The sequence below is a fragment of the Stenotrophomonas sp. Sm2128 genome (genome assembly GCF_030985535.1).
GTDB classification, from domain to species: Bacteria; Pseudomonadota; Gammaproteobacteria; order Xanthomonadales; family Xanthomonadaceae; genus Stenotrophomonas; species Stenotrophomonas maltophilia.
Window position 1 is genome coordinate 1 of record NZ_JAPTFQ010000040.1, and the last position, 14,060, is coordinate 14,060.

10 protein-coding genes are annotated in these 14,060 nt (G+C 66.8%); 5 read left to right on the forward strand and 5 right to left on the reverse strand.

Annotation, left to right across the window (positions count from 1 at the left end):
- Nucleotides 1-175: 175 nt before the first annotated feature.
- The gene (locus O0K41_RS12735) at nucleotides 176-1,096 is read right to left on the reverse strand and encodes a LysR family transcriptional regulator (protein ID WP_005409044.1); all 921 of its coding nucleotides are present in this window, start codon (nucleotides 1,094-1,096) and stop codon (nucleotides 176-178) included.
- A 140-nt stretch (nucleotides 1,097-1,236) separates the two neighbouring features.
- On the opposite strand from O0K41_RS12735, the gene O0K41_RS12740 reads away from it, so the two are divergent.
- Nucleotides 1,237-1,938, forward strand: a complete 702-nt coding sequence (locus O0K41_RS12740; RefSeq protein WP_005409043.1) for a pirin family protein — start codon at nucleotides 1,237-1,239, stop codon at nucleotides 1,936-1,938.
- Nucleotides 1,939-1,982: 44 nt separating this feature from the next.
- On the opposite strand, the gene O0K41_RS12745 is transcribed toward O0K41_RS12740, so the two are convergent.
- Both O0K41_RS12745 and O0K41_RS12750 read right to left on the reverse strand, forming a co-directional pair.
- Complete coding sequence (locus O0K41_RS12745) at nucleotides 1,983-4,187, reverse strand: TonB-dependent siderophore receptor (protein ID WP_149500922.1); 2,205 nt, start codon at nucleotides 4,185-4,187, stop codon at nucleotides 1,983-1,985.
- Between the two features lie 131 nt (nucleotides 4,188-4,318).
- Nucleotides 4,319-5,014, reverse strand: a complete 696-nt coding sequence (locus O0K41_RS12750; protein WP_149500921.1) for an alpha/beta hydrolase — start codon at nucleotides 5,012-5,014, stop codon at nucleotides 4,319-4,321.
- A 184-nt stretch (nucleotides 5,015-5,198) separates the two neighbouring features.
- Here O0K41_RS12750 and O0K41_RS12755 point away from each other — a divergent pair, with 184 nt between their 5' ends.
- Nucleotides 5,199-6,338, forward strand: a complete 1,140-nt coding sequence (locus tag O0K41_RS12755) for an MFS transporter (protein WP_012479749.1) — start codon at nucleotides 5,199-5,201, stop codon at nucleotides 6,336-6,338.
- A gap of 81 nt (nucleotides 6,339-6,419) precedes the next feature.
- Here the strand turns inward: O0K41_RS12755 and O0K41_RS12760 are convergent, their stop codons facing one another.
- A complete protein-coding gene (locus O0K41_RS12760; protein ID WP_164223061.1) occupies nucleotides 6,420-7,538 on the reverse strand; it encodes an alpha/beta fold hydrolase in 1,119 nt (372 codons plus the stop codon).
- 184 nt (nucleotides 7,539-7,722) lie between these two features.
- On the opposite strand from O0K41_RS12760, the gene O0K41_RS12765 reads away from it, so the two are divergent.
- Together O0K41_RS12765 and O0K41_RS12770 are read left to right on the forward strand one after the other, a co-directional pair.
- On the forward strand, nucleotides 7,723-9,069 hold the full coding sequence (locus O0K41_RS12765; protein ID WP_111118522.1) for a cytochrome c: 1,347 nt from the start codon (nucleotides 7,723-7,725) through the stop codon (nucleotides 9,067-9,069).
- The gene (locus O0K41_RS12770; protein ID WP_149500920.1) at nucleotides 9,066-9,992 is read left to right on the forward strand and encodes a c-type cytochrome; all 927 of its coding nucleotides are present in this window, start codon (nucleotides 9,066-9,068) and stop codon (nucleotides 9,990-9,992) included. The genes O0K41_RS12765 and O0K41_RS12770 overlap by 4 nt, the downstream gene beginning before the upstream one ends.
- A gap of 12 nt (nucleotides 9,993-10,004) precedes the next feature.
- Here the strand turns inward: O0K41_RS12770 and O0K41_RS12775 are convergent, their stop codons facing one another.
- Nucleotides 10,005-11,531, reverse strand: a complete 1,527-nt coding sequence (locus O0K41_RS12775) for an OmpA family protein (RefSeq protein WP_149500919.1) — start codon at nucleotides 11,529-11,531, stop codon at nucleotides 10,005-10,007.
- A gap of 150 nt (nucleotides 11,532-11,681) precedes the next feature.
- On the opposite strand from O0K41_RS12775, the gene O0K41_RS12780 reads away from it, so the two are divergent.
- Entirely contained in the window at nucleotides 11,682-14,060 is a 2,379-nt protein-coding gene (locus O0K41_RS12780) for a TonB-dependent receptor (RefSeq protein WP_164223063.1), read from the forward strand.

Consider the following 14,060-nt stretch of genomic DNA (forward strand, 5'->3'; position numbering starts at 1 on the left):
GCATGGATGCCGCGGCCAAGCCCCCAAGGACGGGTTTACGGCGTCTCCCGCAACCGGACCCACCCCGCCATCCCTCAGGAAACCAGCTTCTGCTGTTGCTGTTGCTGTTGCTGTTGCTGTTGCTGTTGCTGTTGCTCTGGATCGTAGCGGGTGCAGGGCGCAGCCCTGCCAAACCTTACCCCCTGGCCATCGCCTGCCACCACTGCGACAACAGCTCCGGCCTGCGCAGGCGCTCGCGCCACCAGCGCAGTGCGGCGCCATCCTCTCCGGTGCGCCAGGCCAGCCAGAAGGTCTCTTCCGGCTTGTGTTCCTCCACCTCGCGGATCACCAGCTGGCCGCGCGCCACCGCAGCGCGTGCGCACGGCTCGGGCAGGAAGCCGAATCCCACGCCTTCGCACTGCAACTTCAATTTGCTGGCCATGTCCGGCACCGTCAGCATCTCCTGCCCCATCAACAAGCCGACCGTGCGCGGCAGCAGCCTGCGCGCGGAATCAGAAACCGCGATCGCGCAGTGCTCGACCAGCTGCTCGCGACCGAGCACGCCTGGCACTGCGGCCAACGGATGACCGGGCGCGACCGCGAACACGAACTCCACCGTGCCCAGCGGCTCGACCACGTAACCACCGCCACTGGGGCCCTCACCCGGCGCGCCGACCAGCAGGTCGGCACGGCGGTCCAGCAGGGCCTCCCAAGTGCCGGACAGGGCCTCGCCGATCAATCGCAGCCGGGTCGGTGCCTCGGCCTCACGAAACGCGGCGATATCCGGGCCGAGCAGCCAGGTCGGGAACACCGAATCCACCGCCAGCGTCAGTTCGGTCTCCCAGCCCGACGCCACCCGGCGCACCCGCAGTTCCAGCTCGCGGGCGGCGCGCAGCAGGTGCCGACCTTCGTCCAGCAGCGCGCGGCCAGCCTCGGTCGGCTCGGCGCGCGGACCGACCCGGTCGAACAGCTGAACGCCCAGGTCCTCCTCCAGCTTGGCCACGGTGTAGGAGATGGTCGAGGGCACCTTGTGCAGGGCCTTGCCGGCGCCGGCAAAGGAGCCGCGCCGGTCGATGGCATCCAGGATCTGCAGGGCATCGAGGCTGAGCTTGAGCATTCGAATTTTTCGATGATGACTGTCAAAACTATCCGTTTTTCAAACCCAAGGCGCAAGCGGATACTTCTCTCCAACGGGGAAACACAGCGGCTGCCAGCCCACCCCGCCCCATCGAAACCATCGAACAAGGAGATTCCATCATGCTGCAGATCCGCAAGAGCGCTACCCGTGGCCTGGCCGAGCATGGCTGGCTGTCCTCGCGCCATACCTTCTCCTTCGCCAACTACTACGACCCGCGCTACGTCAGCTTCGGCCCGCTGCGGGTGATCAACGAAGACAAGGTGATCGGCGGTCAGGGCTTCGGCACCCACGGCCACAGCAACATGGAAATCATCTCCTACGTGCTGGGCGGTGCGCTGGAACACAAGGACTCGATGGGCACCGGCTCGGTGCTGCGTTACGGCGACGTGCAGCGCATGAGCGCCGGCAGCGGCGTCACCCACAGCGAGTTCAACCACTCGGCCGACGAGACCGTGCACTTCCTGCAGATCTGGATCTTCCCGGACACCGAGAACATCACGCCGTCCTACGAGGAGACCCACTTCGCGCCGGAGACCAAGCGCGGCCAGCTGCGCCTGATCGCTTCGCCGGACGGTGCCGACGGTTCGCTGCGCATCCACCAGGATGCCCGCATCTTCGCCACCATCCTCGACGGCGGCCAGAAGCTGCACCATGCCCTTGGCAACGGTCGTGGCGCCTATGTGCAGGTGGCCCGTGGGCAGCTGCAGGTCAACGGCATCACCCTGGAAGCCGGTGATGCGCTGCAGGTCAGCGACGAAGCCCAGCTGACGCTGGAAAACGGCAACGATGCCGAAGTGCTGGTGTTCGACCTGCCGCTGTAACCACATCGCCCGCGATGCTGCAGAGCATCGCGGGCGCATCTGCGTCAGAACCTGTAATTCAAGCTCAACCGCACGTTGCGCGGCTCGCCCCAGGTGTAGGTGCTGTACCAGTTGAAGATCGTGTAGTAACGCTTGTCGAGCAGGTTGTTGACGTTGACCGTGGCCGACAGGCGATCGTTGAACTGGTAGCGCGCCATCGCATCGAGCAACCAGTACGGCTGCGTGCGATGCACCACCTTGGCCCGCGTGGCCGGGTTGGTGATCTCGCCGAAAGTCGAATCCTGCCAGCGTGCGCCACCACCCAGCGTCAGCGCCTGCCAGGCGCCACGCAGACGGTAGCGGGTGTGCAGGCTGAACTGGTTCTCCGGTTCCAGCGTGGTCACCTTGGTGCCCGCCTGGCGGGCGATCTTGTGGGAGAACCCACCCTGCACCTGCCAGCCCTCGGCCAGCTGACCCGACATTTCAAGCTCGTAACCCTTGGTGCGCACGCCCATCAAGGCGCGGTAGGCATCCTGGCCATCCGGTGTCTTGCCGCCGGTGGGCTGGGCGAAGTTGTCCTGATCAAGCTGGAACAGCGCCGCACTGGCATTGAGGCGTCCATCGAAGAACTCAGCCTTCAGGCCAACCTCGTAGCTGCGGCCCTCCAGTGGATCCAGTGCCTTGCCCTGCTCGTCACGCTCGCCCTGCGGCTTGAAGATGGTGCTGTAGCTGGCATACACCGAGTAATGCTCGCCGAGGTCGTAGACCACGCCGGCATAGGGCACATGGACACCGGTCTCTCGCGTGTCCGGCGAGCGGTAACTGGCCAGGCGGCTGCCGACGATCAGCTTCAACGGATCGGCCAGATCGAAGCGGCCAACCACGTACAGCCCATTCTCGCGGGTCACTTCATTGTTGTCATAGGTGCGCTGCCACTGCGGTTCGGCAATGTCGCCATTCCAGGTCCTGTAGTCCGGCACGGTATCCGGGAACCCCGCCTGCGGGCCGTAGCCGGTATTGGTCCAGCGCTTGCGCGAGGCACTGCCACCGACCACCAGCTCATGCTCCCGCCCGAACAGGCCGAAACGCCCGCTCACATAGAAGTCGGCGGCATTGCTGACGGTCTTGCCAACGTACTTGCCGAGCCACAGGCTGACGCCCTCGCCGGTCAACGGATCAGGATTGCCGGCGGCGGCACCGGCCAGTGCGGCGTCATAGCCGTTGACCTGGTGGTTGAGCTGAAGCTTGGCAATCCAATCGTTGGCGAACGTGTGCTCCAACGTGGTGAAACCGGTACGCACGTACTGGCGCCAGCCGGCCCATTGCGCACCATTGTTGAACGAGCGCGGCATGCGGTTGAAGTTGCCGGCGCTGTCCAGCAGCGGAATGCCGCCCCACGTCGACCCCTTCGGGTCGCTGTCCATCACGTCGCCACCAACCGACAGCAGCGTGCGTTCGCCCAGATCGGCTTCCAGCACGGCATAGCCGACCTTGCTGGTGCGCTGGTAGTTGTCCAGGTTGGAGCGCTTGTCTTCCCAGGCACCCACGGCGCGGCCACGCACGCGGCCATCGGCAGTCAGCGGGCCACCCACATCGAGCTCGGCGCGATAGTCGTCCCAGCGGCCGACACCCAGTGAGGCACTGCCGGCGAAGTCCTTGCCCGGCTTCTTGCGCACCAGGTTGATGGTCGCACCCGGATCGCCCATGCCGGTCAGCAGGCCGGTCGCGCCCTTGAGCACTTCGATGCGGTCGTAGATGGCAGTATCGCTGAGCGTGTTGCCGGCGGAGTACGCCGAATTGCGCGACATCGGAATGCCGTCGTACTGGAAGTTCTGGATCGCGAAGCCGCGCGCGTAGTACTCGGTGCGTTCGCTGTCGTAGGTGACGATGCTGATGCCGGGGGTCACCCGCATCACGTCGTCGATGCCGTGCAGGCCGAAGTCATCCATCTGTGCGCGGGTGATCACGCTGATGGTCTGCGGGGTCTGCCGTGGCGTCAGCACCAGGCGGGTAGCGGTGGCAATGGTGCCGGGCGTATAGGCGTCGCTGCCCTCGGTGATGGTACCGAGCAGGTTGGCGGTGACCTGCACGGTCTGCAGGGTCTGTGATGCAGGCGCCTGCGAATCCTTGGCTGGATCCGTACTGGACTGCGCAACAGCAATACCGCTGCTGCCCAGAGCAGCGATCAGCAAACCCCGGGCCAGCGCCTGCGGCAACGCGCGGCGACGCGGCAAGGGGGACGGCGTATGGACAACAGGCACAGGCAGCACGGCGGGACCTCCACGATAGGGTGGGATCCTCTGGCGGCGGCTGGAGGGAAGAGAGGGACGCGGCCGGACAGCCGCGGCGCAGGAGTGTACTCCCCTGCGCCGCGGCTGTCGTGCGGAGTGCTGGCGCGGGATCAGCCGCCGATGGCGGCGCAGGCCTCCAGGATCAGCGCGGTCACTTCCTTCGGCTGCGAAGCCAGCGAGGCATGGCTGGCATCCAGCTCCAGCAGGCGCCTGGGCTGCATCCTTGCGGCCATGGCCTTCTGGTTTTCCGGCGCGATCATGCGGTCCTGGCGGGACAGCTGGTACCAGCTCGGCATTTGCTTCCACGCCGGGTCGCTGACCGCATCACCGAAGGTGCTGGCCAGCGGTGCCTTCTGGGTAACGGCCATCACCCGGCCTTCGTCTTCGCTCAGATCCTGGCAGAAGCTCTCATGGAACTTGTCCGCACGCAGCCACAGGTAGCCATCGCTGTCTGGTGCCAGGTTCGGCGCCGCCTCCGGCAGGTGCTGCTGGGTGATCCCACCGGGGCTTTCGCCTGCATCAGGCGCGAAGGCAGCGATGTAGACCAGGCCCTTCACGTTGGGCTCGTTGCCGGCCTGGCTGATTACCGCGCCGCCATAGGAGTGGCCGACCAGCAGCACCGGCCCGTCGATCTGCCGGATCATTTTCCGGGTGCGCCCTGCGTCGTCGGCCAGCGAGGTCAGTGGCAGTTCCACCGCCTGCACACGGTCGTGGCCCTTGCGATGCAGTTCCAGGATCACCTTGGCCCAGTGTGCGGCCCCGCCCCAGAAGCCGTGGACGAGGAGGATGGTCGGTGTCGTGCTCATGTACAGGTCTCCGGCAGCGGCCGGCGGAATGCAGACCGTGCAGCCACTGTCCGCGCGTGGCGTTAATCGCTGGTGACGCAATCGGGTCACTGCAATCGTATGCGTCGCCCGATGTCGCGCATGGCACTTGCCGAGTCAGTCTGAAATCGTTTTCATGACTGTTCCCTGGAGCTTCGCATCGCGCATGACGCCTTCATCCCCCCGTGCCCAGCAGCACGCCACCCGCGCCGCCTTCTTCATTCCCGGATTCGCCACCGCCGCATGGGCGCCGATGGTGCCCTACGCCAAGGCCAAGGCCGGGCTGTCCGACGCCAGCCTCGGCGCCGTGCTGCTGTGCCTTGGGCTCGGCTCGCTGCTGGCGATGCCGTTGGCGGGCGCGCTGACCGGGCGGCTGGGCTGCCGCCGGGTGATGGTGATCACCTGCGCGATGATGCTGTGCGCCCTGCCCTTGCTGGTGCTGGCGCCCTCGCCGGTGGCGCTGGGTGCGGCGCTGTTCGTGTTCGGCGCCGGCGTCGGTGCGCTGGATTGTGCGATGAACATGCAGGCGGTCGCGGTCGAGCGCGACGCCGGGCGCGCGATGATGTCCGGCTTCCACGCCTTCTACAGCATCGGTGGCTTCGTCGGCGCCGGCTGCATGACCGGCCTGCTGATCCTGGGTACACCGCTGTGGCTGGCCGCGCTGGTTTCGGTGGCGGCACTGCTGCTGGTCGCGGTGCTGTCGGCGCCGCACTGGCGCCCGCAACGGATCCTGCACGACGGCCCACTGCTGGCGCTGCCGCACGGCGTGGTGCTGTTCATCGGCGTGCTGGCCTTCGTGGTGTTCCTCGCCGAGGGCTCGATGCTGGACTGGAGCGCGGTGTTCCTGGCCGAAGTGCGGCAGGTGCCGCGTGACCAGGCCGGCGCCGGCTTCGCGCTGTTCACCCTGGCGATGACCGCGATGCGCCTGTTCGGCGACGGCATCGTCGAGCGCCTCGGCCGCACCCGCACCCTGGTCTTCGGCGGCATCACCGCCGCAGCAGGCTTCACCCTGGCCACGCTGGTGCCCTCGTTCCCGGTGGCGCTGGCGGGCTATGTACTGGTCGGGCTGGGCTGCGCCAACATCGTGCCGGCACTGTTCTCGATGGCCGGCCAGCAGCGGGTGATGCCGGAGAGCATCGCCATCACCGCAGTCACCACGCTGGGTTACGCCGGCATCCTCGCCGGCCCGGCAGCGATCGGTGCACTGGCACACGGCACCAGCCTCGGCTTCGCCTTCCTGTGCGTGGCCGCGCTGCTGCTGGGCGTCGCGGCGTCTGCCCGCTCGCTGGCACGACGCGTGGCCTGACAGAAAAAGGGGACGGAGGGGATTAAGTCGTTCATGGCCCAGCTGTGCGGGAAACGACTTAATCCCCTCCGTCCCCTTTTTTCAGCGGTGGGCCAGCCACTCGGCCTGGGCCGGCAGCTGTGGGGCCGGGCAGGCGCTCTTCGGGTGGTGCTCATCGCGCGCCATCCAGTCATCGACCACGCCGGCCAGCAGGTCCAGCCGCAGCGGCAGTGTAATGTGGTCCTCGCCGCGCATCTCGATGTAGTGCGCGCGCGGGTTGGCCTGGGCCAGTTCGCGGCCCTGGCTGACCGGAATGTGCTGGTCGCCCTGGCCATGCAGCAGCAGCACGCAGGCGCGGGTATCGGCCAGCGCGCGCGCTACATCCACGCGGTCCAGATCGACGTCGATACGGCGGCTGGCGGCGGCGATCACCTGGTTGATGTCCTGGCCGCCGTAGCGCCAGCGCGCGTACGACGCCATCGCCTGCGCCTTCAGGCCTTCCGGCTGCAGTCCCATCAGGTGCGGAATCATCGTGCGGATCGCCACACCGGCATTGGCGAACGATTCCATCGCCACCACCCCTTCCACCTGGTCGCCGAGCTTGTCGGCGGTGAATACCGCTGTGGCGGCGCCATAGGACACGCCGAACAGGTACAGCGGGCCGGTTACTTCACCACGGGCGCGCAGCTCGCCGATCACATCCACCACATCGTCGGATTCATAGGTGCCATAACCCGACGGCCCGGTACCGGACTGTCCATGGTTGCGCAGGTCGAGCGTGACCACGCGGTAGCCGGATTCGGCCAACTGCAACGACCACGGCAGCATCGAATCACCATTCATCATCCAGCCGTGCAGCACCACCACGGTGCCGCGCGGCGCCTGCGCGCGGAACGGCTGCGGTACTGCCAGGCTCAGGCCGGTATCCAGCGGCAGGCCGTTCTCGTGGCGCTGCGGCAGGTAGTGGTAACGCGCGCCGTAATCGCCAGGATCGAACACACGCCAGAAGATCGGCACGCCATCGCGGCCCGGCGCGAAGCCGTGGCGATTGGGCAGTTCGGCAATGGCCGCGGCAATGCGCGGACGATCGAGCAGGGTCGATACGCCACCCGGCGCGATCAGCCGATCGGCGAGCGAGGTGGACGAGGCATTGATCGAGGACGAGCATGCAGCCAGCCACAGGCCGGCGCACGCCAGCAACAACAGCAGCAGGCGCTTCATGGGCAATCGGGGAAAAAGGTGCGACAGCGTGGCAGGTTAGCGACGCGCGCGTGGGCCATCTATCGCGCGTGGATGACGACTTGATGACAACGCAGGAACGATTCAGCTTGGTGTACAAGCTGTATCTGTTCAGTCATTGATCCGGATCAATGAACGCCCGCGCGGGATTGCCCACAGTGCCGTCATGCGCACCTCGTTCAAGCTCGCCATTGCCCTGGCCGCCACGCTGGCCGCCGCCTACGGCGTCGCCCGCACCACGCCCTACTGGTTCGCACCGCGACAGGCCGCGCAGGTCGACATCCACGATCCGGCATTGATCGCGCAGGGACAATACCTGTCGCGCGCGGCCGACTGCGCGGCCTGCCACACCGCGCCCGGCGGCAAGCCGTTCGCCGGTGGCCTCGGCATGCAGACGCCGATGGGCACGATCTACTCGACCAACATCACGCCCGATCCGGACACCGGCATTGGCGCCTACGACTACGCCGACTTCGAGCGCGCGGTACGTCGCGGCATCCGTCACGATGGGCAGCCGTTGTATCCGGCCATGCCGTACGCCTCGTACGTGATCGCCAGCGACGCCGAGATCAAGGCGCTGTACGCCTACTTCATGGGCTCGGTGCAACCGGTGAAGCAGGACAACGCCGACAGCACGATCCCGTGGCCGGCCAACATGCGCTGGCCACTGGCCTGGTGGCAGCTGCTGTTCGCACGCCCGCGCACGTTCAACCCGGATCCGTCGCTGGATGCCAGCCAGCAACGCGGCGCCGAACTGGTGGAAGGCCTGGCCCACTGCGGCGCCTGCCACACGCCACGCGGGTTGGCGTTCCAGGAAAAGGCGATGGCCGATGATGGCAGCCGCCAGTTCCTGTCCGGCTCGGTGCTGGAAGGCTGGTATGCGAAGAACCTGCGCAATGAATCGACCGGCCTGGCCAGCTGGAGCGAGGGCGAGATCGTCGATTTCCTGCGTACCGGCCGCACCGATCGATCGGCGGCCTTCGGCGGCATGGCCGACGTGGTCGAGCACAGCACGCAGTACCTGTCCGATGCCGACCTGCTGGCGATGGCCCGCTACCTGAAGCAGCTGCCCGCCCGCGAAGGACGCAGCGCACAGTGGTCGCCCGGTACCGACACCACCACCGCCGCACTGCGCAGCGGCGACTACCGCGTGGCCGGTTCGCTGGCCTATGCCGAGCACTGCCAGGCCTGCCACCGCGCCGACGGGCGCGGCATGCCGCGCGTCTATCCAGCCCTGGCCGGCAACTCGATCGTGTTCGCCGATGACCCCAGCTCGCTGGTGCAGGTGACCTTGATCGGCGGCCGCACGCCGCATACCCCGCATGACCGCATGGCCTTCACCATGCCCGGCTTCGAGCAGCTGCCGAACGCGCAGCTGGCACAGATCCTGACCTTCATCCGCAGCAGCTGGGGCAACCAGGCCAGTGCCGTGAGCGAGGTCGACGTGGCGCGCATTCGCCGGGTGGTGCGCGACAAGCCGGTGCACTACGTTCCGCAGGAGGCAGCACGATGAAACGTTCGCGCAAACGCTCCCGCCTGCTGATCGCCAGTGCGATCACCCTCGTGCTGCTGGCCGGCGCCGGTACCCTCGCTTACCGTCATCTGTACCCGGACCTGGATGCCGCCGTGGCCAGCACGATCGATATCCTCGATGCGCAGGGCAAGGTGGTCGGGCACTACCATGCGCCCAGCGCCGAAGAAATCGCCGGGCTCGGCAATGCCGAATCGGTGATGCTCGGCCGCCGTATCCTCAACGAGACCGCACGGCTGCTGCCGGACAATGTCGGCAACGATCTGAACTGCAACTCGTGCCACATGGCCGAGGGCAAGCGGCCTTTCGGCAATCACTACTTCAATACCGGCGGCGGCGCCTATCCGCGCTACATGCCGCGTCCGGGCAAGGTGATCGGGCTGACCGAGCGCATCAACGGCTGCCTGCAGCGTTCGATGAACGGCAAGCCGCTGCCGAAGGACTCGCCGCAGATGCGCGCGATGCTCGATTACATGGCGTGGCTGAGCAGTCCGGTGCCAGAGGGTGCAAAGGTGGCCGCCCCCAGTGAGGGGCCGATCGACAGCACGCTGACCCCGGACCCGGTCCGCGGCCAGGCGCTGTACGCCGTGCAGTGCGCCGCCTGCCATGGCGACAACGGCGAAGGTCGGCGCGACGCCAGCGGTGACATCGCCTTCCCGCCGCTATGGGGCGACCACAGCTTCAACATCGGCGCGGGCATGGCGCGCCTGTACAAGGCCGCCGGCTTCGTCAAGCACAACATGCCACCGGCGGTGACCCGCAAGCCCCCGCTTGGGCAGCAGGTGATGCCCGACCAGGATGCGGTGGACATCGCCAGCTACTTCATCAACCAGCCACGCCCGGACTTCGCCAACAAGGCCAAGGACTGGCCGCGCGACCCGAAACCCAAGGACGCGCGGTACTGAGCACCCCGTGGGTCAGCGCTTGACCAGCTCGACCCGCCGGTTGCGTGCCTTGCCTTCTCCGCTGCCGTTGTCAGCCACCGGCCTGTCGGCGCCGAATCCGACCGCCTGCAGGCGGTCGGCGGCGATGCCCTTTGCGGTGAGCGCGGCCACCACCGACCGCGCCCGATCCTCGGACAAGCTGCGGTTGTGCGCGGCCGCACCGCTGTTGTCGGTGTGGCCTTCGATCGACAGTTTCAGCGACGGGTCGGCGCGCAGCAGGTCCAGCACCTGCGCCAGCTGTGGTTCGGACGCCGGCAGGATCTGCGCCTTGTCGGTGGCGAAGTTGACCTGGATCGCCACGCGGCCATCGCTGTCCAACTTCTTCCTCAACGCATCGGCCGGCAACAGCGCCGCGGTCTGGGTGAAGCCCTTGCGCTCGGCCACCACCCAGCCTGCGCTGAGGTATTCCAGGCGCGCGTGCACCCACACCTGGCGACCATCAGCCAGATCCACGCGGTAGACCACGGTGTCGTAGTTGTCCCAGCTGTAGCTGGCCGCATTGCCGTAGGACGACTGCACCTGCTTCGGTACGTCCTCGGCCGCTTCGTGCGGGATGCGCCCCTCGAACAGCTTGGTGCCGTTGACCTGGGCCATCATCGCCTCAAGATTGCGACGGACTTCCTGCATCGAGTACTCGCGCTCGCCCTTGTCGAAATCGGCAGCGAAGGTGCGGCCCTCAACCTGTTCGAACTGATCGCCGGTCCAGAACGGGAAGGCATCGAAATCACGCTGCTCGGGCTTGTTCCGGTCACGATAACCGGCCGGCAGGGACAGGTGCGGGAAGCTGTCCGACCACTGCGCGGTGGCCTTGAACGGCACTTCGTCCACGACCACAAGTCCAGCGCCATTGCTGTCCACTGCCAGCTGCAACCACACGGTGCGATTGGCCTGGCGTAGCACGTACACCGTGGTGGGAGCCTCCTGCTCGCCGTTCACCGCATCGATGAAACCACCTCCGATCTCACCTTCCAGCTGCGGGCCGTAGTAGATGTCGCGCAGCAGCGCGCCTTCGAAGACCTTGCGGCCACCGGCGGCGGTGATCACGCCGTCGAAGTTGCGCTGTACTTCCAGTGCGGAAAACGCTTTGTCCGGTGCGCCATCGCCGTCGGTCACGATACGTGCCGACCAGCTCGGGCCTTCCACCCAATGCACGCCGTTGCCCATCCGGAACGGGAAGCGCGCCCAGGCGCGTGGGTGGGCGTTCTGCGACGCATAGCCCGGCGGCAGGCTGAAGAACGGCAGTTTGCCCAGCGGGGCGTCGCTCAGCGGCACGCTGGCTGGGTCGAAGGGCACCAGCGGCACAGCCTTGCCCTCGCGGTCGGTGAGTGCGGCGCCATCGGCGGCGGCTGTTGAACCGGCTGGGGCGGCGGCCGGTGCTGCGGTCTCGTCCGCCGTAGCTGGCACAGGCGGTACCACCTCTCCATCCGAGGGCGTCCGGTTGCATCCTGCCAGCAGCACCAGGGCTGCGCCGCCCAGCCAGATCGTCGATCGCTTCTGCATCGCCACCACCTCAGGTCCATTGAAGCGCCGAGCATACCCGAAGGTCGTGACAGCCCCCACAGTGCCATCGTTCCTGCGCTGGCACGTCATGCCGATGTCATTGGCGCTGCCGACACTCCGGGGTTTCCTCCCTCTGAAGGTCCGGTTTCGATGCGAACGATTGCGCGCTTTCCCCGTGTTTCGCTGCTTGCCCTGCTGATCGCCCCCACCCTGGACGCCCTCGCAGAAGCACCGCAGGGCGATACGGGCGAAGCGCGCAGCAGCGATGCGCGTACCCTCGACCAGGTGCAGGTGATCGGCCAGGCCACCAGCTACGCCAAGACGTCGGTGCGCGCAGAAACACTGAACAGGCAGACCGTGATGAGCAGCGTCAACGATGCGCTGAACGAAGTACCCGGCGTGGTGGTCAGCGAGGCCGACGCCACCGGCTCGTCGGTGTGGGGCACGCAGATCAGCATGCGCGGGTTCGTCACCAATCGTGATACCCAGCAGATCGGCACCACCATCGACGGCCTGCCCAACGGCGGCTCCGGCTACGGCGGCGGCTCGCTGGCCAACCGCTACATCGACACCCTCGACCTGGAGACGGTGGAAGTCAGCCAAGGCACCGCTGACATCTCCTCGCGCTCGAACGAAGCCCTCGGCGGCACGCTCAACTTCCTCACCAGCGATCCGCTGCAGGACAGCCGCCTGCGCTTCGTGGTCGGTGCCGGTGACAACGAGGCGCGCAAGTACTACGTGCGCTACGACACCGGCCTGCTCGGCGGCCACACCCGCGCGTGGATCAGCGCCTCCTCGTCGAAGGTGCACGACTGGATCGACGGCACCGGCCACGCCAGCAACGACCACATCGCCGGCAAGTTCATCACCGAACTGGATCGCTGGACCCTGACCGGCTACCTGTCCTACAACGATGCCGACGAGCCGGAATACACCAGCGTCTCGCCGAAGGGCTTTGCCACCAATCCGGATCGCGACAACCTGGTCGGCACCCTCACCGGCATTCCGTATCTGGACCAGAACTTCCGTTCCGGCTCGCGTGCACTGCGCGAGAACACCTTCGGTTACCTGCGTGCGGCCTTCGACGGCGGCAACGGGTTCAAGGCCTCGGTGGCCGCCTACGGGCACCGCATGCAAGGTCGTGGCGACTGGCTGCCACCCTACCTGGCGCAGGTCAGCGATGAGGGTGCGGGCCGCCCCGAATCGGAATATCTCGGTGGCAAGACCGTGTACGGCGGCAGCAACCGTGGCCAGATCTTCTTCGTCAATCCCGATGGCAGCGCCGCGCAGCGCCTGGCCAGCTGCACCCCGCGCCTGGGCTTCACCGCCGAGTACGATCCGAACTGCTACGCGGGCAACGTGCTGGGCGCGCAGTCCTACCGCCACACCCACTACGACAACGACCGCATGGGCGTGACCGCCGACGTCGAATGGCGGCAGACCTTCGGTGCGATCGACAACACGATCCGTGGCGGCCTGTGGGTGGAGAAGCTGGACCGTTCGGCACGCCGTGACTGGCACCGCCTGCTCAATGTCGGCCAGGACATCGCCTTCGACCATCAGCCGTACTGGGTGCAGTTCGAGGACAAGTACAAGGTTGACGAGCAGATGTACTACGTCGAGGACGTGGCCCGCTTCGGGCCGTTCAGTGCCCGCCTGGGCGTGAAGCAGTTCTTCGTCGACCAGTCGCGCCGCCGCGTGATCGGTGCCAGCGAGCACGTCAAATCCGATTCCAGGTCCGATCCGCTGCTGTCCACCGGCTTCACCTGGGCACCGGGCGTGGAAGGCATGGAGCTGTTCGCCGGCTTCTCGCAGAATTTCGCCGCCATTCCTTCAGGCGTACTTGGCGAAACCGACCCGCAGCGCTTCCGCAATGTCGAACCGGAGACCGCCGACAACATCGAAGTGGGCATGCGCATCAGCCGCTGGCCGCTGACCGCCTCGGTGACCCTGTACAACATCAAGTTCGACAACCGCATCGTCTACCTGCCGGCGGGCTTCGTCAGCGGCATCGACTACCTGGGCGAGACCGACGGCGTCTACGAGAACTTCGGTGGCGTGGAAAGCAACGGCCTGGAAGCGGCGTTCGGCTATGGTTGGGACAATGGCTGGCGGATCAACGCGGCCTACACCTACAACCGCTCCAAATACCTGGGCAGTGGCAATGCCGCCCGCGATACCCAGCTGGGCATCGTCGATGGCGCCAAGGTGATCGGCCAGCCCGAACAGACCCTGGTGCTGTCGGCCGACTGGCAGGGCGCCAACTGGAACTTCGGCCTGTCCGGCCGTTACCTGGGCACGCGCTACCTCGACGCCGCCAACGTCAACAAGCTGCCCTCGGCCACCGTGTTCAATGCCAACATCGGCTTCGACCTGCAGGGCCTGTCGCCGCGCCTGAAGGGCATGGGTGCCAACCTGGTGGTGAGCAACCTCACCGATAAGCGGTATCTTGCGGGGGTGGACGGCCGCGACAACGCCTTCATCGGCGCCCCGCGCACCGTCGGCATCTCCTTCCGCGTGGACCTGTGA